The organism is Corynebacterium sp. UMB6689 (assembly GCF_030215295.1).
GTDB classification, from domain to species: domain Bacteria; phylum Actinomycetota; class Actinomycetes; order Mycobacteriales; family Mycobacteriaceae; genus Corynebacterium; species Corynebacterium aurimucosum.
Map to the genome: position 1 here is coordinate 1 of NZ_JASOLS010000014.1, position 20,743 is coordinate 20,743.

At 59.3% G+C, this 20,743-nt stretch carries 19 protein-coding genes and 1 tRNA gene; 9 read left to right on the forward strand and 11 right to left on the reverse strand.

What is annotated here, in order from left to right:
• Positions 1–438 precede the first annotated feature (438 nt).
• The 4 genes from QP363_RS08655 to can form a co-directional block, all read right to left on the reverse strand.
• On the reverse strand, positions 439–1,209 hold the full coding sequence (locus QP363_RS08655; RefSeq protein ID WP_070710612.1) for a hypothetical protein: 771 nt from the start codon (positions 1,207–1,209) through the stop codon (positions 439–441).
• Positions 1,210–1,315: 106 nt separating this feature from the next.
• Complete coding sequence (locus QP363_RS08660) at positions 1,316–2,107, reverse strand: hypothetical protein (RefSeq protein ID WP_284764039.1); 792 nt, start codon at positions 2,105–2,107, stop codon at positions 1,316–1,318.
• Between the two features lie 48 nt (positions 2,108–2,155).
• On the reverse strand, positions 2,156–2,728 hold the full coding sequence (locus tag QP363_RS08665; protein ID WP_070444799.1) for a TetR/AcrR family transcriptional regulator: 573 nt from the start codon (positions 2,726–2,728) through the stop codon (positions 2,156–2,158).
• 170 nt (positions 2,729–2,898) lie between these two features.
• Positions 2,899–5,715, reverse strand: a complete 2,817-nt coding sequence (gene can / locus QP363_RS08670; RefSeq protein WP_210388748.1) for an aconitate hydratase — start codon at positions 5,713–5,715, stop codon at positions 2,899–2,901.
• Positions 5,716–6,085: 370 nt separating this feature from the next.
• Between can and QP363_RS08675 the strand changes: the two genes are divergently transcribed.
• From QP363_RS08675 to QP363_RS08685, 3 genes are all read left to right on the forward strand, one after another.
• The gene (locus tag QP363_RS08675) at positions 6,086–6,562 is read left to right on the forward strand and encodes a DUF6676 family protein (RefSeq protein WP_284764042.1); all 477 of its coding nucleotides are present in this window, start codon (positions 6,086–6,088) and stop codon (positions 6,560–6,562) included.
• Positions 6,563–8,024: 1,462 nt separating this feature from the next.
• Entirely contained in the window at positions 8,025–9,860 is a 1,836-nt protein-coding gene (locus tag QP363_RS08680; RefSeq protein WP_284764043.1) for a DIP1281 family NlpC/P60 protein, read from the forward strand.
• Positions 9,861–9,886: 26 nt separating this feature from the next.
• Positions 9,887–11,005, forward strand: coding sequence for a ferrochelatase (locus QP363_RS08685; protein ID WP_284764044.1), 1,119 nt, complete (start codon positions 9,887–9,889; stop codon positions 11,003–11,005).
• Here the strand turns inward: QP363_RS08685 and QP363_RS08690 are convergent.
• Positions 11,002–11,769, reverse strand: coding sequence for a hypothetical protein (locus QP363_RS08690; RefSeq protein ID WP_144656361.1), 768 nt, complete (start codon positions 11,767–11,769; stop codon positions 11,002–11,004). The two genes, QP363_RS08685 and QP363_RS08690, sit on opposite strands and share 4 nt — an antisense overlap.
• Positions 11,770–11,808: 39 nt before the next feature.
• Between QP363_RS08690 and QP363_RS08695 the strand changes: the two genes are divergently transcribed.
• Positions 11,809–12,651, forward strand: a complete 843-nt coding sequence (locus QP363_RS08695) for a DUF3097 domain-containing protein (RefSeq protein WP_144656398.1) — start codon at positions 11,809–11,811, stop codon at positions 12,649–12,651.
• Here QP363_RS08695 and QP363_RS08700 read toward each other — a convergent pair.
• On the reverse strand, positions 12,648–13,220 hold the full coding sequence (locus QP363_RS08700) for a MarR family transcriptional regulator (protein WP_284764046.1): 573 nt from the start codon (positions 13,218–13,220) through the stop codon (positions 12,648–12,650). The genes QP363_RS08695 and QP363_RS08700 overlap by 4 nt on opposite strands.
• A 37-nt stretch (positions 13,221–13,257) precedes the next feature.
• Complete coding sequence (locus QP363_RS08705; RefSeq protein WP_070643528.1) at positions 13,258–13,998, reverse strand: TVP38/TMEM64 family protein; 741 nt, start codon at positions 13,996–13,998, stop codon at positions 13,258–13,260.
• Positions 13,999–14,173: 175 nt separating this feature from the next.
• Here QP363_RS08705 and QP363_RS08710 point away from each other — a divergent pair, with 175 nt between their 5' ends.
• On the forward strand, positions 14,174–14,590 hold the full coding sequence (locus QP363_RS08710; protein ID WP_201828231.1) for a DedA family protein: 417 nt from the start codon (positions 14,174–14,176) through the stop codon (positions 14,588–14,590).
• Here QP363_RS08710 and QP363_RS08715 read toward each other — a convergent pair.
• Positions 14,587–14,856, reverse strand: coding sequence for a hypothetical protein (locus tag QP363_RS08715; protein WP_070643533.1), 270 nt, complete (start codon positions 14,854–14,856; stop codon positions 14,587–14,589). The two genes, QP363_RS08710 and QP363_RS08715, sit on opposite strands and share 4 nt — an antisense overlap.
• Positions 14,857–14,935: 79 nt before the next feature.
• A tRNA-Leu gene (locus QP363_RS08720) sits at positions 14,936–15,021 on the reverse strand.
• A gap of 219 nt (positions 15,022–15,240) precedes the next feature.
• On the opposite strand from QP363_RS08720, the gene QP363_RS08725 reads away from it, so the two are divergent.
• Together QP363_RS08725 and QP363_RS08730 are read left to right on the forward strand one after the other, a co-directional pair.
• Positions 15,241–15,804: a YbhB/YbcL family Raf kinase inhibitor-like protein gene (locus QP363_RS08725; protein ID WP_216381940.1), complete on the forward strand. Its 564-nt coding sequence runs from the start codon at positions 15,241–15,243 to the stop codon at positions 15,802–15,804.
• 23 nt (positions 15,805–15,827) lie between these two features.
• Entirely contained in the window at positions 15,828–16,223 is a 396-nt protein-coding gene (locus QP363_RS08730; RefSeq protein ID WP_070446604.1) for a hypothetical protein, read from the forward strand.
• Between the two features lie 83 nt (positions 16,224–16,306).
• Here the strand turns inward: QP363_RS08730 and QP363_RS08735 are convergent, their stop codons facing one another.
• Entirely contained in the window at positions 16,307–17,419 is a 1,113-nt protein-coding gene (locus QP363_RS08735; RefSeq protein WP_284764050.1) for a quinone-dependent dihydroorotate dehydrogenase, read from the reverse strand.
• 47 nt (positions 17,420–17,466) lie between these two features.
• The gene (locus QP363_RS08740) at positions 17,467–18,498 is read right to left on the reverse strand and encodes a hypothetical protein (RefSeq protein ID WP_284764099.1); all 1,032 of its coding nucleotides are present in this window, start codon (positions 18,496–18,498) and stop codon (positions 17,467–17,469) included.
• Between the two features lie 75 nt (positions 18,499–18,573).
• Between QP363_RS08740 and QP363_RS08745 the strand changes: the two genes are divergently transcribed.
• Both QP363_RS08745 and mshC read left to right on the forward strand, forming a co-directional pair.
• On the forward strand, positions 18,574–19,425 hold the full coding sequence (locus QP363_RS08745) for an undecaprenyl-diphosphate phosphatase (protein ID WP_201828226.1): 852 nt from the start codon (positions 18,574–18,576) through the stop codon (positions 19,423–19,425).
• 50 nt (positions 19,426–19,475) lie between these two features.
• The gene (mshC, locus tag QP363_RS08750; protein WP_284764052.1) at positions 19,476–20,720 is read left to right on the forward strand and encodes a cysteine--1-D-myo-inosityl 2-amino-2-deoxy-alpha-D-glucopyranoside ligase; all 1,245 of its coding nucleotides are present in this window, start codon (positions 19,476–19,478) and stop codon (positions 20,718–20,720) included.
• Positions 20,721–20,743 lie beyond the last annotated feature (23 nt).

Sequence of the window (20,743 nt, forward strand, 5' to 3'; positions counted from 1 at the left end):
GATTGAAGTCGTCTACAACCGCCGGCGCCGACACTCCGCACTCGGTATGGTAAGCCCCGTCGACTTCGAGAACCACACCGGCGCAATCAACAGCAGAAAAGAAATAGCTGCCTAACCACTAGGTAGCTCCACTACGTGTCCACGATTTGCGGGCAACCTCACAGAGTATTACTGCCACCACAATGCGCGTGCGAAGTTCTTTAGTTTCAAGCGTTTTCCCGCCAAGAAGTGGACTTGCTGTTGCGATTGCACACGTGATGGCGCTAGTTGCTGGCGAGGGGTTGGGAGAAGAAACTGACCGATGACTTCGAGGAATCAGCCTTTCATTGTATTCATGGTCGGGAAAGTCAAAAGGGGCTATGTAGTGTTGAGGCATTCTTATCGGCTCCTAGAAGGCGGCCAGTCTAGACTGTAAATCCTTGAGCATTAACCTTTTATCTAGTTTTGCTCGGCAAAAGACAGCGCCGCCTCGATGTTCTTCTTGCGCAGACCATGCTGGAGTTCTAGTCGCGGATTATCCGAGTCGGCGCGGTATCCCACCACACTCCAGCCGTTATTGTGGTTGAAGTCGACGGTGGCGACGAGGGGACCGTCGGCGAGCAACCGGCCACGCAGCTTCAGCCAGTTCGGATTCGGAGCAATGAACTCCGCTGTCCGGCTCTTTGTCAATGAGCCGTCCGGCTGCAAAATCAGTATCGGGGCGGTGTAGTAGTAATCGGTGGTGTCGTTGTAATCGACGCGACGCTTATAAACCAGCTCACCGATCAATGCGGGGCGGTACTCAATCCATCCATTCGCCCACGCAGTGCGCAGCCGCGTCGTGGATCCCCAGCGCCCTCGCATGACCATAACTCCGATAAGGATGAATACCAGTGCGGTGAGCGCGATGATAATACTGGCTATCGGTATCCCGCCGATGGTTCCATCTGCGCCGGGAAAAAGGACGAAGAGGAAAAGCGCATGCGTCACTGAGAAGAACAGGGACATAACTCCCATGGAGATGACAATGACACCAGCGATGGTCATGCCGGGATTCGTTTGGCCGATCGGTCGCCCGACGCTATCGATAGCTTCGCGTATGCCGCTGCGATCTACGTTGGGGTTGGGCTGCTGATCGTGCTCCTTTAGCTCCTTAGGCGCGAGGGAGTCGGCGCTGGCTGCATCAAATTTCAGCGTTGACCGAGGCAATTGAATAGAAGATTGCGTCATGGATCACAGTGTAAAGGGCTTGGAGCTGCCTTGATCGTCGGTTCAACATCCAATGGGGAGCAGGACCCGTGTGGGGCGGCGGGCCGACCCCAATGAAAGAGCGGCCTTAGCGCACCCAGCGCTGTTCGGCGAAGGAGAGAACGGCTTCTACCTGGCGCCCGGTGAGGCCACACGAAAGTTCTGCTTCTGAACTCGTCCCGTCGGTGCGGTAAGCAGCGACGGTCCATCCATTGTTATTCGTGGAGTCCACGGTTGCTAAGCGGGATCCTTCGGCGATAGCAGTGCCCCGCGATCTCAGCCAGTTCGGATTTGCAGCGCGGAACTCACCGGACATGGCTCTAGCTAGTGTGCCGTCTGGCTGGAGGAGCAGAAGGGGCGCCGAGTAATAAAAATAGGTTCGTTCACGGTCGTCGGGGCCTACGGTTTTGCTGCGTAGGTACACCAACTCACCGATGAGAGCAGGACGGTATTCTACCCAGCCGTTGCGCCATGCAGTGCGCAGACGCCGAGAACGACTGACTTTCATGGCCACGCGTCGCAAGCCAATCCCCACGATGATCAGGATGATCAGTAAAGGGAAGACGGGAATGAAAGAGATGAGCCGAAACTGTGAAATGACATGTCGCGCTGAGCCGAGGAAATCGTAAATAAAAGTGAACGCCATGCCGCATACGAAGAGCACCACGATAGTGATAAAAATCCAGGTAGCCACGTCGCCAGACTTCAGGCGCCCAGGCAGCGGACCAGCCTCCTCGATGACCTCGCGGAGCCCTGAATTATCTATTCGCGCGCTCGGCTGAGCATCGTGGGCGCGCTGTTCTTTCGGAGCAAGCCGGGGTGTGGCGTTTAGACTAATTCCACACTGCGTCCGCGGAAGCTGTAGGGGAGTATGGTGCATACGCCATAGTGTAGCGTCAATCACACTCCGCCACTGAGCGTTAATCGCTTAGTGCTCGGCGCGGGAGCCACGAATCGATTGTTCTACCAAACTCAACACCTGGTCTAGGTTCTTGGTGTCTCCCAGCGCGAGGCGGTTGATGAAGCCGTCCATGAAAGTCTCTAGGTACGTCACGAGGGTATCGATGGAGACGTCATCGCGCAGGCGACCTTTTTCCGCGTTGGATTCCAAGCGAGCGCGTACCGCCTTATCCAGAACTTCTTGCTCTTCGTGCCACCGAGCGGCGAAAGACGGATCAGTGCGCAGCATCGAGGTAACGGCCAGGCGAGTGGCCAACCAGTCGTGGCGCTCAGGGTGGCGCAGCATCTCGCTCATAACCTCAACCAGACCGTTATTTGCCACAACCTCGGCCTCGCGGGCCGCGTCTTCCCGGGCCAGGGCCAAAAAGAGAGACTCTTTATCGCCGAAGTGGTGAAAGATAGCCCCACGCGATTTGCCCGTGGCTTCTTCAAGGCGGCGGACTGTAGCACCGTCATAGCCGTGCTCCGCAAAGCATTTTCGTGCCCCAACCAGGATGTCGTTGCGGCGGCGATGAAGTTCGGAGTCGCTCATAATCGGCATGGCTGGAATCTCGCTCCTTAAGGCACGGCGGGGGATAATCAGGTGATGAAAATACGTAAAGGTTAGGAAATAGAAAAGGCCAGCCAGCACTCGTTGTTGCTAGCTGGCCTTTTGCCTAGTTATGCGGGGCTATCCGTAGTCGGCGTCCCCGCATGCGGGACAAGGCTGGTTTAGGCCTTGACCATCTGGCGCAGAACGAACTGCAGGATGCCGCCGTGGCGGTAGTAGTCGGCCTCACCAGGCGTGTCGATGCGAACCTTGGCATCGAACTCAACGGTCTCGCCGGATTCCTTGGTGGCGGTCACGTGGACCGTCTTCGGAATGCCGCCCTCGTTAAGAGCCTCAATGCCCTCGATATCGAAGGTCTCGGTGCCGTCCAGGCCCAGAGACTCGTGGGACTCGCCCTCCGGGAACTGCAGCGGGATGACGCCCATACCGATGAGGTTCGAGCGGTGGATGCGCTCGAAGGACTCGGTGATGACGGCCTTCACACCAAGCAGGTTGGTGCCCTTAGCAGCCCAGTCACGGGAGGAACCGGTGCCGTACTCCTTGCCGGCAAGGACAACCAGCGGGATGTTGGCTGCCTTGTAGTTCTCGCAAGCATCGAAGATGAAGGCCTGCGGTGCGCCCTCCTGGGTGAAGTCGCGGGTGTAGCCACCGGCGACGTCGACCAGCTGGTTCTGGAGGCGGATGTTGGCGAAGGTACCGCGCATCATGACCTCGTGGTTACCACGACGGGAACCCAGGGAGTTGTAGTCCTGGCGCTCCACACCGTTGGCATCCAGGTACTGAGCGGCCGGGGTGCCCGGCTTAATGGAGGAAGCAGGGGAGATGTGGTCGGTGGTTACGGAGTCACCGAGCTTAGCCAGAACACGAGCGCCCTTGATGTCCTGAACCGGTTCCGGCTCAGTTGGCATGCCGTCGAAGTACGGTGCCTTGCGGATGTAGGTGGAGTCCTCGTTCCACTTGAAGGTCTCACCCTCCGGAACGTCCAGGCTGCGCCATGCGTCATCGCCCTTGAACACGTCGGCGTAGTCCGCCTCGTAGAGCTCGCGGGAGATGGCCTGCTGGATGGTGTCCTCAATCTCCTGCGGGGAAGGCCAGATGTCCTTGAGGAAGACATCGTTGCCATCCTGATCCTGGCCCAGCGGCTGGGTCTCGAAATCGAAGTCCATGGTGCCGGCAATAGCGTAGGCGATGACCATGATGGGGGAAGCCAAGTAGTTCATCTTGACGTCCGGGGAGATGCGGCCCTCGAAGTTACGGTTACCGGACAGCACCGCGGTAGCAGCCAGGTCATGCTCGTTGATGGCGTTGGAAATTTCCTCCGGCAGCGGGCCGGAGTTACCGATACAGGTGGTGCAGCCGAAACCGGAGAGGTAGAAGCCCAAGGCCTCCAGATCCTTCCAGAGGTCTGCGCGCTGGAAGTAGCCATCCACAACCTGGGAACCCGGAGCACAAATGGTCTTAACCCACGGCTTGGACTTCAGGCCCTTCTCGGCCGCCTTGCGGGCGATGAGGCCTGCGCCGACCATGACGGACGGGTTGGAGGTATTGGTGCAGGAGGTGATGGAAGCGATGGCTACCATGCCGTGGTCCAAGGTGTACTCGCCGCCGTTCGGGGAGGTGACAGTCACCGGGTTGGACTGGCGGCCGGAGCCACCCTTGGCTGCGGATTCGCCCTCACCAGCGCGAGACTTGTTCAGGCCACCGGTCACGTCGACGAGGGAGTTCTCGTCGGCGCCCTCAGCGGTCATGCGCTTCGCCTCGATGGTGGACTCGTCTGCAACAACCTCGCCGGAAGCGTAGGTCGGCAGATCCTTACGGAACTGTTCCTTGGCCTCGGAGAGGAGGATGCGGTCCTGCGGGCGCTTCGGGCCGGCGATAGAGGGCTTAACGGTGGACAGGTCCAGCTCGAGGTACTCGGAGTACTCTGCCTCCGGAGCGTCCTGCTCCAGCCACATACCCTGCGCCTTGGCGTATGCCTCGACGCGGTCGATCTGCTCCTGCGGGCGGCCGGTGAGTTCGAGGTACTTGATGGTCTCCTCGTCGATCGGGAAGATCGCGGCGGTAGAACCGAACTCGGGGGACATGTTGCCGATGGTGGCACGGTTGGCCAGCGGCACCGACTTCACGCCATTGCCGTAGAACTCAACAAACTTCTGAACGACGCCGTGCTGACGCAGCATCTCGGTGATGGTCAGAACCACATCGGTTGCGGTCACACCGGTCGGAATCTCGCCGGTGAGCTTGAAGCCCACGACGCGGGGGATCAGCATGGACACCGGCTGGCCCAGCATTGCAGCCTCGGCCTCGATGCCGCCGACGCCCCAGCCCAGAATGCCCAGGCCGTTCTCCATGGTGGTGTGGGAGTCAGTGCCGATACAGGTATCCGGGTAAGCAACACCGTCGTTGTCGAAGACAACGCGGGAGAGGTACTCAATGTTGACCTGGTGGACGATACCGGTTCCCGGAGGAACAACGCGGAAGTTGGAGAAGTTCTCAGCACCCCAGCGCAGGAACTGGTAACGCTCCTGGTTGCGCTCGTACTCGATCTCAACGTTCTTCTCTAGAGCTTCGGTTGAGCCGAAGGCCTCGACGATGACGGAGTGGTCAATAACCATCTCAGCCGGGTTGAGCGGGTTCACCTGGTCCGGCTTGCCGCCGAGGGCGGTGATAGCTTCACGCATGGTTGCCAGGTCCACCACACAGGGGACACCGGTGAAGTCCTGCATAAGAACACGGGCCGGGGTGAACTGGATCTCGGTATCCGGCTCAGCGGAGGGATCCCAGTTCGCCAAAGCGTTAATGTGATCCTTGGTTACGTTCTTCCCGTCCTCGTAGCGCAGCTGGTTCTCAGCCAGCACCTTGAGGGAGTAAGGAAGCTTCTCCAGGCCCTCGACTGCGTTGATGTCGAAGTAGTCATAAGACTTACCGTTGACCTCAAGAGTCTTCTTGGCGCCGAAGGAGTTCAGGCTTTCAGTCATAAGGAGCTCCATTCCTTGCTTTTGCTTGTGGGTTATCGAACACTGGTCGAAGGTTCATCGAATTTGCCGTCATGCCCTAGCAGCCAACTGGAGCCAGGAATTTCGACAGTCTCAGAACGCTAATGTTCCGTATCTATTGTAGATGTAAGAACCCTCGGTTGACACCAGCATAACAGTACGAGCGTTCTGTTTCCTACATTTCGGGGGTAGCGGCGAGTCGCCCACGTCAACCGCACTGCACGGTTTAGGCTCAGTCGGGAGCAGCAGGGGGGACACGCCCCGCCAAAGAAATGAGCTTGACGAGCCGTGACGCCAAGCACAGCGATCAAGGTCCCAATGATCATTGAGGCTAGAGATTAAGGAGAGGCGAATGATTCCTGCGGGAGTAGACGTAGATGACATCGCCGATCAGCTCTCGGCCGATGGCGTGGCATTCTCCAATCCAGAACTACCGCTTGACGACGACCTCCAGACCCACATCGCAGAATCCCTCCAACCCAACCACGGCATTGCTGTCGTTGATGTTTTTCCGGAGAAAATTCCAGATCTCCGCGATCTGGCCACAACCCTTCAAGAGCAAACGGGACTTGACACAGTAATTCTCCAGGCACCCATGCGGGTGTCCGCGGTCAGTAATTCTTATGACCGGGCAGCCCTAGAGGCGGCCGAAGATTCGCTTCCCACCGGACTCGATCAGGTAACCCTGCTTAATGATTTTTATGCCGTTGCAGATCAGTTCTCCGTGCCGTGGTTGTTGATTTTTGCGGTCGCGTTCACCGTTGCGGCGGTCGCTGGATGGGCGAGTTTCCGGGCAGCCGCCACGGAGGTTGAACCAGCCGATCACTAGGCGAGAAGACGCCGACCAACACGCGCCGGCCTTCAGTGCGGGGGAGTAGGGAAGTGGCGAAAATCAACCACTAAGACTTGATTTTTCGCCGGGGGAGTGGTTGCCGCTGGGCTTTCGAGCCTTCCAAAGCTAGGTGTGCCACGAGACTTGAGACAGGCGCAGGGCGGGCAATTTCTCGTCCCGCTGGAGGGTGAAATCTCCGGACGGCGGGCGGGCGATCCCGAGGTCGAAGCTGACGCCGCGAGGCAGAGCTCGAAGGGCGAAAGGCTAATGGGGTCTCGCACGCAAGTGCCGCCTCCTCAAGCACCCTCCGAATGGTGTGCCGCTAGGAACTCGCCCCCGAAGAGAGAAAGGCGCAAGGCAAGGCTTGGGACGCGACAAAGGGGCGGTGCCCGATGGGCAGGACAGGTGAGGGCCGAGGGTAGAGTGAGCAACATCACAGTCACACCTTGGTAACAATGTCATTGCAGGTTAGGTGCGCCTGTAACGCCGTGTGGTCATGCGTGGCTTATGTGAAAGATGGGGAAAGTGTGCGAGAAGGCGTGTCGGTGACGTATGGTTCACGTATCGACTCACGGGTTGACTACTGCTCCATACGTTCATGGACCAAGCCTTGACTCTCAACTGATTTGTCGCACGGGTATGTGGGGAAGCACGCCACGAGCGAAGGGAACTGTTGAGGTTCACCGCCTGGTGGATGACCGTCGCACCACTATGTTGATGCGCATAGCAGTACAGTTTGCTCGGCGCAGTCGGTACCAGTGTTCAAATTTTTTTAGATATCGAAACACCTACCTCCCGAGTGGAAGAGGCTTCATACACTTCATACGCATGCCTTTTTGAGGGCTGCGTCGGCCTGGGTTCCATCGGTTTCCGGTTGGGTGCCAGCCACGAGGGCTTGCGCGTGCGCCACTATTGGTGCGAGACGCGACCCTTCCATGAGCGCGGCGCCGAGCGAGGAGGAACCGACATAGGACTTATCGCCAGATTAGGGTGTGTGCCCCCTCATCGCCGGATCGCGCAGTCATATTTAAGCGCGCTCTATGCGGAGCAAACGAGCCCGCGAGTGCGCAGTCTGATTTGCTTTTATAAAGCGGTCCGGCTTGATGTTGGTGCACACACGAGACGCCGCGCAGTATCGTGTTGCCCCGTGTCAGTGATGGTGCAGCCCAACTTATTCGACCTATATTGTCGTGAAGTTGCTCGTAATCATCTAGGGCAACCCGCGTGGGCATACCCCGGCCAGCACCGGGTGCCAGCCTTTTCGGTTCCACTTATTCCTTTGGACGTAGCCGTCGTCGTAACATCCTGCGGGAAGACCGAGCTAGCTATGCGCACTTTGCGTGCCTTAACTACCGTTTGCCTGGCTGACTCGTTGCCTGTACCGCTCGATGTCCGGCACGCATGTCTGCACGACACGCATGACAGTTCCAATGAGGTAGGTGCCTAGGAGATAACTCTCGTGGCCACCACATCGTCATTTGGCTTCCGGCGTTTCAAGGCAGCTTTCGCTGCCATTGCGACCACCGTAGCCTTGTCTACCGCTTCTTCGCTCGCTCCTGCAGTGGCGGAGGAGCCTGAGCGGCTCAATATTGAGTCACTGCTGTCCTCTGATAGTCCTTCCATCGCTGACCTCGCCGGCGCCATCGCTCAGATTGAGGAACGCATCGCGCAAGCGGAGGCCGAAATCGGCATCCAACGTGAAACCGTCAACCGGGCGCTCGTTGATCTCAATGACGCTCGCACTAAGGCAGCCCAGGCTCGCCGGGGAACCACGACGGCTCGCCAGGAGCTTGATGACGCCCAGGCAGACGTCGCCGATGCACAAGCCAAGCTGGACGAGGTCTCACGCTCTGCCTACCGCCGAGCAAATACCTCTGACGCCGTTTCCCACGCGGCCGGCAAGGATGCCCGCTCGGATATGTTGGAGCGCCAGTCCTACCTCCGCTCGCAATCAGAAAAGCAACAGGCCATTGTGAGCGATCTGGAAAAGGAGCGCACGGAGAAGGCCAACAAGGAGTCGCAGCTACGCAAGACCCAGCAGTTGGCTGAGGAGCGCGCAGACAAGGCGGCCGATGCTGAGTCCGCTGCACGCGAACAGCTCTCCGCTTCCGAAGCTTCAATTGAAGAATCTGCGGCCGAGCGCGAGGACCTTCTCTCTCAACTCTCATCTCTCCACAAGGCCCTTAATCAAGCTAAGGGTGTTGACGTGGTCGATTCGTCAAGTCCAGAGACCGGAAAGAACGTCAACGATGAGGCCTTGTCGCCAGCGGGGGAGGCCGGTACTCAGGACACAACTACGGCCCCAGCCGATGACTCCACAGAGTCGACCCCAGAGACCGATTCCGTCGCGGCCGCCGGCCCTTCAGCCTCCGAGGCGAAGGACCCTACTTTGCAATCACAACGCTCTGCGCCCTCCGTTTCTGCTGAAGACATGGATGCGCTCTCGAGTGCCGCAAGCACTGTGGCCAACGATCCGAACGTGCAGGAATTGTGGTCGACAAGCACTGCAAGCTCCGCTGAAGAGGAGGCGACTTCAGGCGGCAGCGGCAGCTCCTTCGACCCGAGCGGGATCGATGCTGAGACGGTTGCATTGGGCATTGGCGCGGTAGGAACCGTAGCTTCCTTGGTCGCCGCTTCTCAGCCAGGCCACAGCAACAGCTTGAGCCAGGACGAGATCGACGCTTTGGTTGAAGGCTCCTCAAAGCTTTTCGCCCTGCAGGGCGAAGGCGCGAGCACCGCGGAGGCTAGCGATTCTGCTTCCGCGACTTCGGATGAAGACACTGTGGAGTCCAAGGTTTCCGGTGTGCTGGATCCACTTGACACGACCGATAGCGTCACGGATAAGGCTTCCGAATCTCTGGGTGATGCCTCCCGTGAGGCAAAGATCGAGACTGTCATTTCGCGCGCGACGTCCCAGGTAGGTGTTCCGTATGCGTGGGGCGGTGGCGATGCAAACGGTCCCACCCAGGGCATTCGTGACGGCGGCGTGGCGGATTCCCACGGTGACTACAACAAGGTCGGCTTCGACTGCTCGGGCCTTGTTCTCTATGCCTTTGCAGGAGTAGGCATTTCCCTGCCGCACTACACCGGCTACCAGTACCAGAAGGGGACCAAGATCGCACCGAGTGAGATGGAGCGTGGTGACCTAATCTTCTACGGCCCAAGCGGCAACCAACACGTGGCGATCTACCTCGGCGATGGCACGATGGTTGAAGCCCCGCAGTCTGGTCAAAACGTCAGCATTACCCCTGTGCGTCAAGGCGGCATGGCACCCTATGCCGTGCGCCTGATCTAGAACAGCCCGTTGCTAGACTGGGCTGCATGACTGACACACTGCGTACTGCCCAGGGCAACGCCCACAGCACCGATTCGGTGCCCTCTTCATTCGACGCCCTCCTCGTTCTTTCTTTCGGTGGCCCGGAAGCAAACGAGGAGGTCGTCCCGTTTTTGGAGAACGTTACCCGTGGCCGCGGCATTCCGCGCGAGCGCCTTATCGAAGTTGGGGAGCACTACTTTCACTTCGGTGGTAAAAGCCCCTTGAACGAATTGAACCGAGAGATTATTGACAACGTGGCCGCGGAGCTCAAGGCTCGCGGACATAATCTACCGGTTTACTTTGGTAACCGTAACTGGCATCCCTTCGGAACAGAAGCTGTCGAGAAAATGGCTGCCGACGGAGTGCGCAACGTGGCTGTCTTTGCTACCTCGGCGTGGGGTGGCTACAGTGCTTGCCGACAATACAACGAAGACATCGTCGCTTTGCGCAAGTACGTCGAAGACAAGAACTTGCCCGCCATGACCTTCACCAAGCTTCGTCAGTTCTTCGATCACCCGAAGTTCATCGAAGAGATGGCTGCCGCGGTCCGAGATGCCTACGCACAGGTCCCGGAAGACAAGCTGGCTAGCACCCGCATGCTGTTTACTGCCCACTCAGTTCCAACGGCGCACGATGCAGTGGGGGGTGCTGAAGGGGATAAGCACATTTACTCCCGCCAGGTGGCGGAAGCTTCCCGTCTCGTCGCCGAGGCAGCAGGGGTGGAGGACTATGACCTTGTATGGCAGTCGCGGTCAGGCAACCCGGCTACTCCATGGCTAGAGCCGGACATCGTCGATCACACGACGCTCATCCACCAGGAGGACGGTGTCGATGGCGTCGTCGTGTGTCCCATCGGATTCATCTCCGATCATATGGAGGTCATCTGGGACCTCGATTCAGAACTGAAGCAAGCCGCGGAGGAGATGGGGGTTAGCGTCTATCGCACCCGCACCGCTGGTCCAACCACTCGTTTCGCCTCGCTCATCGTGGACCTCATCGATGAGCTGGAGCAGGGAACCGAGCCCGTTTCTCTCGGAGACGTCACTGTCCAAGGTTGCACCGTCGATGGTGCCCCCTGCGCTGAAGGGTGCTGCGATATCTGGTCGCTGCACAAGCCGCATTAACGCGCGAAATCCGTGAGCGCGTAGGCCACGCCAGCCATTCGTGCTTGACGGATGTGGCGCCATAGGCGCAGCAGCTGTGGATCGAGGCTGTGGTCCTGGATGCGGTCGGTCACTGTCTCGATGATGGCCGCGACGCGATCAGCGCGCGCAAAAAGTTTTGCTGCGCGCCCCGGTACCGCAGCGGGTAAACCCGGAGTGTCATAGAAGTCACTAAGAGTTCCCACCGTCAGCCGCGGATTGGGGAGAGCATCGCTGCGGTAGCCCAGAGCTTCGATGAGTGCTGCGGATTCATTCGTTGCGGCGCTCAATAGCGCATCAGCCTCGCCCGGGCTTAGCCACGCAGGCGAGGGGAGCGCAGCAGTTTCCTCAATTACCATCCACTGGGTGGCGCCGTCGGCATAAGAGGGCACCAATACTAAATGACGGTCTCTATCGTTGGTCCGCACCACGATAGCGCCGGCCGGATTATTAGCCGCTGCACGCGCCGAATCCGAACCCGCCGGTAGTGCTGGCGCCTCGCCAGGGCCAGAAAGGATGAGTCGCAGGAGGGGCTCGCGTTCATCGCGCTCGATAATGGAGATGGTTTCGCGTCGGAGACGTGACATAACATCAAGGAAGGGTTCTCCGTTCGCTCCCTGCTGTTCCCCGCCTAGCTCGCCGAGGGCATCAAGGAAATCATCGGCGGATTCGTGTCCCCACAGCCACGCGCCAAGCCAGACTGCGACGTTTTGTACGGGGGACCAGACTTCGGCGCGCATATCCATGGCTGGACAGTGTAGACGATAGGGTAGACCGCTATGAACTTGAATTCCCGGGATCCTTACGGCGGCGACATTTTCGCCGGACATACACGCAACAAGAAAACCGAATACCCCGAGGTGCCCGCAGAACCGGGGCTGGTCGTCGAGGTTCGGGGAGACGATTTCGTGGGGGCGGTGATGGGCGTGGACAAGACCGCGTGGGGGCCAGTCGTGCGCCTCGAAGATCGTCACGGTACCGAGCGAGTATTCAAACTTGTCAAGGGCGGCTTCCTTGTAGAGGGGCAGCCGGTGACGCTGACGAGATACGTCGAGAAGCAAGCGCCCAGAAAGTCGAACTCTGGATCGCGCCGCGTTGAGAACGTTGAGGCGAAAGTAGCCGCGCCATCGCGCATTTGGGTCGAAGGTATCCATGATGCGGCGATCGTGGAGAAGGTCTGGGGGCACGACCTGCGAGTAGAGGGCGTGGTAGTCGAATACCTCGAGGGTCTAGACAACCTCGAGGAACGCCTCGCTGAATTCCAGCCAGGACCTGGGCGCCGCGTGGGAGTTCTCGCGGATCACCTCGTAGAAGGCTCAAAGGAAACGCGGTTGACGCAAACAGTGGGCGAGCATGTGCTCGTGACCGGACATCCCTTCATTGATATCTGGGCAGCCGTTAAACCCGAGCGCCTAGGGCTGCGCGCCTGGCCCGAAGTTCCCTATGGGGAAGACTGGAAGACTGGTATCTGCCGGCGAACGGGCTGGTCCGATCCCAAGGAAGGCTGGAGCCGTGTTTATAATGCCGTCAATTCCTTCCGGGATCTCGATTCCACGCTCATCGGCGCTGTAGAACGTCTCGTAGACTTCGTCACGACGCCCGAGCTGCGCAAAGAAGATCTTCTTTAGTTCGAGTTCGCTCGGTCGATGAGATTCACCGCGAGCTGACATCCGGCGGTTTCCGCTGCCCAGCCTGCCGCCTGGAGGCGCTGGGACATAGCCTGTTTGGAGATACCCAATTCCTCGGCGGCCTCATTCTGGTTTAGTCCTCCGCGCACCAAGGATGTAGCCTCGCGGCCCTCCATCGTGCGCTTAGTGAGTACGAATCCGAGGAGAGCGAAGGCTGCTGCAATATCCTGCGCTTCCTGCGCCTGCCCGCGCCGATCAACCTTGGCGTAGACATGCCCCGCGCGTGCTGATCCCTTCACAGCAGCGGTAGCGACGGCGCGCGTCTCGGCATCTCCCGCGCCCTCGCCCGGGACAACACCGATACCGATGGCCCAGTCACCGTCCGCAAGAAGTGCCATGACGACATCGCACACCGCGGAAGAGGAGTAGGCAACGGCGCAAATATCCTCGACGCCAAGGACCTCGAATTCACCGACGCCCTCCAGCGTGGAAAGCGCAGCTGCGGAGCGTTGGACCAAATCGGCGCGGCGCACCGAGCGACCGCGGTAGCGGGCATGGACTGCTAGCACGTTGAGAGACTCCTTCCAGCGAGAAACAACGTTTAGTCTACCCCTTGCGCTTGACCGGTCGCTGCATACCGGGCTCGAGCGGCAAGCGCGTGTCTAAAATGAGTCCGGCGATACCGAGTGCAGCAGCGAGGACAAAGCCAACGATGGTGTAGGGGCTTGTCTTACCGGTAAGCGCGTCCCCGAAAAAGACACCGATAGCGGTCGTGGGAATCGAACCGATGAGAGTGGCGATGGAAAACTGCAGGACCGAAATTGGGGTGAGGGCCGCGACATAGTTTAATAAGGAAAACGGAACTCCCGCGACCATCCGCAATGAGGCCACGGCGAGCCAACCGCGGCGGTCCAGGCGCGCATTGATTGCATAGACAGCCGGGTGCGTGAGGTGCGGGCGAATCCATTCACCAAGCAACCTGCGGATTATCAGCAGGGAAACAGTGGCGGAGATGGTCAGTGCGACGAGGGAGATGACCAGCCCGAGCCACGGGCCGAAGAGGAGCCCCGCGGCTAAAGTCCATACTGTTCGGGGGATGGGGAACTGCGTGAAGAAGATATAGGAGCCGGCAAAGGCGACGAGGAACCATGGCCCGAGGTGCTGCGACCAAGAACGGAGCGCGGCGAGAGAGGGGACGTCGACAAGCACGGCAAGAATCACCAGCGCCATGCCGGTGAGGATTACCGCCGCCCAACGCTTCCACGTCCAGCGGCTGCAGCTCCGCCAAGCCGAGCGCGCCAAAGACGTACAAAAGTCACCGACGCTGTGCACCCAACCAGTTTTCATAGGGCTACAAGCTTAATCCGAGTGAGGCCGAAATCCTCATTGGATCCAAGCGCGTCCCGCGAGTCGCGGTGTCTGGGGAGGAACTGGGAGTAGCGCCCCAACTTGCTGGCAAGCCTCGGTTCGATGCACGGTTTCAGCACTCCGCGGTGGATACTTATCTGAGGCACGCATCCGCATGAACTTTCTTCATAACCTCACGTCTTATATGGACGCGGCTACCTTGCTTGAGGCTTTTGGGCCATGGGTCATAGGCGGTATTGGCCTCGTGGTGTTCATTGAGTCAGGAGTACTCTTTCCGTTCCTTCCGGGGGATTCACTCCTGGTGGCCGCTGGTACGGCCGAAATGCCCTATAAAAAGTTCATCGGATGGAACGTTAGCGGGGCAGTGGCATGGGTGCTCTCCATGAATTTGGTCGGCGTCTTCTTGGGAAATATTCCAGGCATTGCCGATTCGATTGAGAAGATCATGCTGCTTATCATCGCGCTGTCTGTAGCGCCCATCCTAATCAAGGCTGTGCACAGCTACGTCACGTCGAAGAAGAAGGCAACTGTAGTGGAAGAAGCGGAACCTATTAATAGCCGGGCAGCTTAGCAGTCCACGTAGCGAGCGTACTCACCCCGCAAGCGAGCGTGGGTGACATAAACGGGTTCGTTGTCCCCAGCGTGCCGCAATTCCTCCGTGAGGCCGGCCATGACCGCGTCGCGGGCTTGCGCATGGGTGGAGTGGAAGCTCATCACCGTGCCATCAACAACGGCGTCACCGCGTCGTTTAACCACAACATACTGAGAGTCCTCGGGGGCCTCGACCACATGGCGCTGGGCGGTGAAGGGATCTAGATAGGTAAAAGTAGCGTGCATACGCACCCACTGTACCGATGCGAAAAGCCCCGTGAATCGCCTGCCTTTCTGGCAATGCGAAACACGGGGCTTCTATCTGTGCCCGAGGGGGGACTTGAACCCCCACGTCCGTTAATAGGACACTAGCACCTCAAGCTAGCGCGTCTGCCATTCCGCCACCCGGGCTAGGGTGTTTGTTCAGCCTCTCGGCTGGGCACTCGCATACTGTATCCCGAATGGGCATAACTTCACAAATCAGCAGCTCACGCTGTGTTTTAGGCTCGTGCAGTGTGCTGAAAACACAACGATGAAACTCGCTCGCCCCAACCGAGCGCTTACTGCCGCTGTCTAGGGCAGAAGACCATTCTTCGGCATGGGTTTTAGCTTTCCGGTACAAATGAATCTATGACTAAGAACACTTCAGATTCCGTTGAGAGCTACGCCACCGATTCCCGCTTTCCCGGCCCGGACCCTTATGCACCACTGGGGGATGTCCCCGCATTCACCGTAACGTCCGCTGATATTGAAGAGGGGGCGGAAATCGCAGAGCGCTTCCGCGCTCCTGAGAACATCTCACCGCAACTCTCGTGGTCGGACGTACCCGAGGGAACCAAGTCCTTCGCTGTCACCTGCTTTGACCCGGACGCTCCGACGGGTTCCGGTTTCTGGCACTGGGCTGCGTTCAATATTCCGGCTGACGTACGTGAGCTTCCTACGGGAGCAGGCTCCGCGGAAGACCTTGGACATGAAGGTGTCATCAGCTTGCGCGGAGACTCCGGCCAGCGCGTTTATTACGGGCCCCAGCCGCCAGCTGGTCATGCCCCGCACCGCTACCTCTTTGCGGTCCACGCCGTCGACGTTGAGCGCCTCGACATCGACCCGGAGGCAACGCCGACGGTCCTTGGGTTTAACCTTTTCTTCCACACCCTCGGCCGTGCGATTACGTGGGGCTGGTACGAGGCCCACTAATACGGCCCATTAGACTCGGCACAATGACTAGGAATTCGGATACTAACCCCACGACTGACGGAGTAGATATCCCCGCCGCCCTGCGCGTGGGCGGCGCTTTCATGTTGCTGGCCGCCGTGTTAGCACTATTTGGGCTCGTATCGATTTTCACCGACGGCTGGGGCGCCACCTTTGAATGGACATGGCGCCACCTCGCCATCGTTGGCGCGGCGCTGCTCGTCGGTGCATTCAGCACCCAACGCCGCGATCAGCGCGGCAGCCGCGAGCAAATCATTGCGCTAGTCCTAGCGCTGGTGCTCATCATCGCTAGCCGCGCACTGCCCAGTACGGTCCTCACCACGATGGGGCAGTACGTGGTTTTCCTCTACGCCGTGGCTGCAGGCCTGTGCGCGGTCATTATCCGCCGCACACTGCGTTAAGTGAAACGCATGAAGCGCGGAAGCCCCCATCCGTGCTTCTCTTCATCGACAGGGCTAAGCCCCCTCGAAGACTCTTCGGGGGCTTAGTCGATCCATCCCAGACCGGAGCCAACTGCCTCCGAGATGTTACTGAGGCCGTGCGCGCGAATCTGCTGGGCAATGCCGCGGTGAATGTCGCGAATCCAATCCGGTCCACCATAAATCAGTCCGGTGTAGCCCTGCAGCAGCGAGGCACCGGCAGTAATACGTTCCCATGCCTGCTCCGGCGTGGAAATTCCGCCCGCCGAAACCAGCACCAGTTCATCGCCTACGCGGGCGTGAAGTCGCTTGAGCACTTCCATCGAACGCTCAGCCACCGGGGGACCCGACACGCCACCCGCGCCCATGGCAGCAACCTCGTCGGCCGGGGTGTTCAATCCCTCACGGGAAATAGTGGTGTTGGTAGCCACGATCCCAGCCAAGCCAACTTCCACGGCCATATCCGCCACGGCATCAATATCTTCATCGCTGAGATCGGGAGCAATCTTGACCAAGACCGGCGAGGATGTTGATTCCACCACGGCTTCCATGATGGGGCGGAGGGACTCCACTGCCTGCAGGTCACGCAATCCTGGGGTATTAGGGGAGGACACATTAACCACGACATAATCGGCCAGATCCCCCAGCACAGTTGCGCACTGACGGTAGTCATCCACAGCATGCTCGGCGTCGGTGACCTTGTTCTTGCCAATGTTGATGCCCACGACATCGTTGTAGCGGCGCTTGCGTAGATTGCGCGCGGCGGTTAGCGCACCCTCATTGTTAAAGCCCATGCGGTTTAGGATTGCCTTGTCCGCCTTGAGTCGGAACAGGCGGGGAGCAGGGTTTCCGGGCTGCGCCTTCGGGGTGATGGTGCCCAGCTCGGCATAGCCGAAGCCAACGGGGGTCCAGACATCAGCAGCCGCCGCGTTCTTGTCGAAGCCGGCCGCCAACCCTAGCGGACGTGGGAAGCGCACCCCAAAGACTTCCTGTTCCAATACCGGGTCATTAACCGGTACCACCTTTCCCAGCGCGCGATTGAGCGGGCCACCGGCTTGGAAGATAGCGAGTCCGCCGTTGATGATTCCGTGGATTCGCTCTGGGTCGAGTTTAAACATTCCCTTCAATGCTGCCTGGTAGGCAGCATGGCGGGCGCGGTCAAGGGCGGAGTACTGCATGAAGTGTCCTTAGCTGAGGTTGCGAATGAGGTCTTTGAGACCGGATGCTAGCGCGGTGATGTGTCGAGTTGCGGATCGGTGATGAACTGGAGGCCTTCACCGGATGCGGAGGCGGTGACGAGGGTGCCGTCGCCCAGCACAGCAATAGTGCGTGCATCAGCCACAGTGTCCATGGTGCCAACGTTTTCTGGGACGCCCGCGGAAACGGTATAGGCGTGGAGATGGTTGTTATCGGTGGTGGTTACCCACGCCAGTGTGCGGCCGGCATCCCAAGCCACGCCCCACGGTGTGCCGTCGGTGTTGCCGTATTGGTGCAGGCGAATAACGTCGCTGGCAGTGTAGATAGCCACGCGTTTGCCTACGGTGTCCGATGCCACGACCACGGCCCCTTCGCCGCCGGAGATCTGGCCGACGCCCTGGCCTACGCGCAGACGCCCGCCCGCACGGTCCTTTTCCCAATCGAGAGATTGAATCGTCGAGTCTTCCCTTAAGGCTCGGACGATGCCGTCCGCACCATCAGAAACGGGAACGGAAATGAGCTGATCCGAACCGGCCTCCACCGTGATGCCGGTGCTGCGTTCCCCGTCGCGGTACACGCCGACGGTGGTCGAGTCCTTTGAACCAACGAATACTTCACCGCTGGAAGCCTCCGCGGCTACCGTTACTGGCTGCTCCTCATCCACTGCCAATTCCTGGGGGGAATCCGGCTGGGATGGATCAACAAGCAAGACTTTTTCCCCACACGCGAGGAGGAAATGCTTGTCGGAAGCGGTCAGGTCGCCGCACTTCTGATCGACGGAAATCTGCGTGGCCTTTTCTTCCTCAAAGTCTGCAGCCGAACCTACAGCGAGGGAGTCCTCGGTGCGCACGGCGAGGGTATCACCCACCGCCTCGAGGTCAGTCACGGCAGTGTAGGGCACGACGGTGCCCACTGGCTCCGATAACTCTGGGGAAGAAGCGGGTTCGGCCTTGCCATAGACCGCCGAGTTGGGGTCCCCGCCAACCCCTTCCGTGGGATTGCAGGCGGCAAGGGCGCATGTGCTGGCAAGAAGGGCAGAAGAAAGCAGGACTCGACGCATTTTCACGATCCCTCATCCTAGCAGTCAGCGTGGTGGAAACCGGAAGCCATGGAGCGCGCTAGTAGGCTGTCGCGGGTGACTACAACAGCTACAACTGACGCCATGACATGGGTACAGGTCATCGTCTTGTCTCTTGTCCAAGGCCTCACCGAATTCCTGCCCGTGAGCTCTTCGGGGCACCTACGCATCGTCTCCACGCTCTTTTGGGGGCAGGACGCCGGCGCCTCCTTTACTGCCGTTATCCAGCTCGGCACTGAGTTAGCAGTGATTGTGTACTTCGCGGGAATGATCTGGCAGATCCTCAAAGGGTGGTTCATAGGTCTCGTGCACAAGGAGCAGCGTGGCCAGGACTACCGCATGGGGTGGATGGTCATCGTCGGCTCAATCCCGATTGGCATCCTAGGCGTCCTGGGCAAGGACCTGATCAGGGATAACTTGCGCAACCTGTGGATTACAGCGTCCATGCTCGTGCTTTTCTCCGTTGTCTTCATCATCGCTGAGAGGGTGGGCAAAAAGGAGCGCAGCTTCGAGGACTTGACGATGCGCGATGCCATCGTCATGGGCCTATGCCAGTGCTTAGCTCTCATCCCAGGTGTCTCGCGCTCGGGAGGCACGATTTCGGGCGGCCTCTTTTTGGGCTTGGATCGCGAGGTGGCGACGCGCTTTAGCTTCCTCCTCGCCATTCCTGCGGTTATGGCTTCGGGCCTGTTTTCGCTTGGCGACGCCTTCGGCCCCACCGTGGGGCAATCTGCCACCGGCGCCCAACTGCTCGTCGGCACGCTCATCGCGTTCGTCGTCGGTTATGCGTCTATTGCGTGGCTGCTGAAGTTCGTGGGTAACCACTCCTTCGAGTGGTTTGCGGCCTACCGCATCCCTGTCGGGCTCCTCGTCATGCTCTTGCTGGGCCTCGGAGTGCTCGCCCCTTAATAACCGGGCATGCGCCAGTTGCGGAGTCAGTACACGTTAGGATGGTGCCCATGCACTCTTGGCCTGTCCCGCACATCGATTCCGTACCTGGCGCCCCGTCGCCGCTTCACCTCTATGATTCCGCTGATGAAGAGGTAAAAAAGCTCAGCATCAAGGGGGAGACCGCCACCATGTATGTCTGTGGCATTACCCCGTATGATTCCACCCACCTGGGCCATGCGGCGACCTATCTCACCTTTGATCTGATCTACCGCCAGCTGCTGGATAACGGCTACAAGGTGAATTACGCCCAGAACATCACCGACGTGGATGATCCGCTCTTCGAACGCGCCGAGCGCGATGGCGTGGATTGGCGCGAGTTGGGTACCTCGCAGATCAATCTTTTCCGCTCCGACATGGAACTGCTCTCTGTGTTTCCTCCGCAGCACTTCGTTGGGGCGATGGAAGCCATCGATGAGATCACGGAGATGGTGCAGGCGCTTCTCGACGCAGGTGCGGCCTACGTCGTCGATGACCCCGACTATCCGGACGTCTACGCATCAATCGAGGCCACGAAGAACTTCGGCTACGAATCGAATTATTCCCGCGAGCAGATGGAGACCTTCTTTGCCGAGCGCGGCGGTGACCCGGACCGCCCCGGTAAGCGTGATCCGCTAGATGCCTTGATTTGGCGTGCCCACCGCGAGGGCGAACCCGCCTGGGAATCTCCTTTTGGCCCGGGGCGTCCGGGCTGGCACATTGAGTGTTCTGCCATCGCGACCAACCGGCTCGGCTCCAGCTTCGATATTCAGGGTGGGGGTTCGGATCTCAAGTTTCCGCACCACGAGTTTTCTGCGGCGCATGCTGAGGCCGCTCGTGGGGTCGAACGCATGGCCCAGTCCTATGTGCACACCGGCATGATTGGCTTGGAGGGCACCAAGATGTCCAAGTCTTTGGGTAACCTGGTCTTCGTCCACAAGCTTGTGGAGGCAGGCGTTGATCCCTCTGCGATTCGCCTTGGCGTATTCTCCGGCCACTACCGTGAGGACCGGGACTGGTCCGACGAGGTCCTGCGCACCGCGCAGGAGCGTTTGGAGCGCTGGCGTGCGGCCTCCCGAACCCCAGGCACCGTGGAAGAGATCAAGAACGTTGTCCACAACGTGCGGCTAGCGTTGGCGGATGATTTGGCTACCCCGCGCGCTATTGCGGTTCTGGATCAGTGGGCTAAGAAGGCCACAGGGGCAGTGGAAGCGTCCGAAGAAGCATCTAACGTTCTGCGCACTGCAGTTAATTCCTTGCTGGGCGTGCGCCTCTAGGAAACTTCAGGCATGATTTAGCT

What these genes read in the sequence shown, in the direction of transcription:
- QP363_RS08690 (WP_144656361.1), bottom strand. Translation starts at nt 11,769, where the DNA reads ATGGATATGCGCGCCGAAGTCTGGTCCCCCGTACAAAACGTCGCAGTC.
- QP363_RS08675 (WP_284764042.1), top strand. Translation starts at nt 6,086, where the DNA reads ATGATTCCTGCGGGAGTAGACGTAGATGACATCGCCGATCAGCTCTCG.
- QP363_RS08705 (WP_070643528.1), bottom strand. Translation starts at nt 13,998, where the DNA reads ATGAAAACTGGTTGGGTGCACAGCGTCGGTGACTTTTGTACGTCTTTG.
- QP363_RS08725 (WP_216381940.1), top strand. Translation starts at nt 15,241, where the DNA reads ATGACTAAGAACACTTCAGATTCCGTTGAGAGCTACGCCACCGATTCC.
- QP363_RS08710 (WP_201828231.1), top strand. Translation starts at nt 14,174, where the DNA reads ATGAACTTTCTTCATAACCTCACGTCTTATATGGACGCGGCTACCTTG.
- QP363_RS08740 (WP_284764099.1), bottom strand. Translation starts at nt 18,498, where the DNA reads ATGCGTCGAGTCCTGCTTTCTTCTGCCCTTCTTGCCAGCACATGCGCC.
- QP363_RS08665 (WP_070444799.1), bottom strand. Translation starts at nt 2,728, where the DNA reads ATGCCGATTATGAGCGACTCCGAACTTCATCGCCGCCGCAACGACATC.
- QP363_RS08715 (WP_070643533.1), bottom strand. Translation starts at nt 14,856, where the DNA reads ATGCACGCTACTTTTACCTATCTAGATCCCTTCACCGCCCAGCGCCAT.
- can (WP_210388748.1), bottom strand. Translation starts at nt 5,715, where the DNA reads ATGACTGAAAGCCTGAACTCCTTCGGCGCCAAGAAGACTCTTGAGGTC.
- QP363_RS08660 (WP_284764039.1), bottom strand. Translation starts at nt 2,107, where the DNA reads ATGCACCATACTCCCCTACAGCTTCCGCGGACGCAGTGTGGAATTAGT.
- mshC (WP_284764052.1), top strand. Translation starts at nt 19,476, where the DNA reads ATGCACTCTTGGCCTGTCCCGCACATCGATTCCGTACCTGGCGCCCCG.
- QP363_RS08685 (WP_284764044.1), top strand. Translation starts at nt 9,887, where the DNA reads ATGACTGACACACTGCGTACTGCCCAGGGCAACGCCCACAGCACCGAT.
- QP363_RS08735 (WP_284764050.1), bottom strand. Translation starts at nt 17,419, where the DNA reads ATGCAGTACTCCGCCCTTGACCGCGCCCGCCATGCTGCCTACCAGGCA.
- QP363_RS08655 (WP_070710612.1), bottom strand. Translation starts at nt 1,209, where the DNA reads ATGACGCAATCTTCTATTCAATTGCCTCGGTCAACGCTGAAATTTGAT.
- QP363_RS08730 (WP_070446604.1), top strand. Translation starts at nt 15,828, where the DNA reads ATGACTAGGAATTCGGATACTAACCCCACGACTGACGGAGTAGATATC.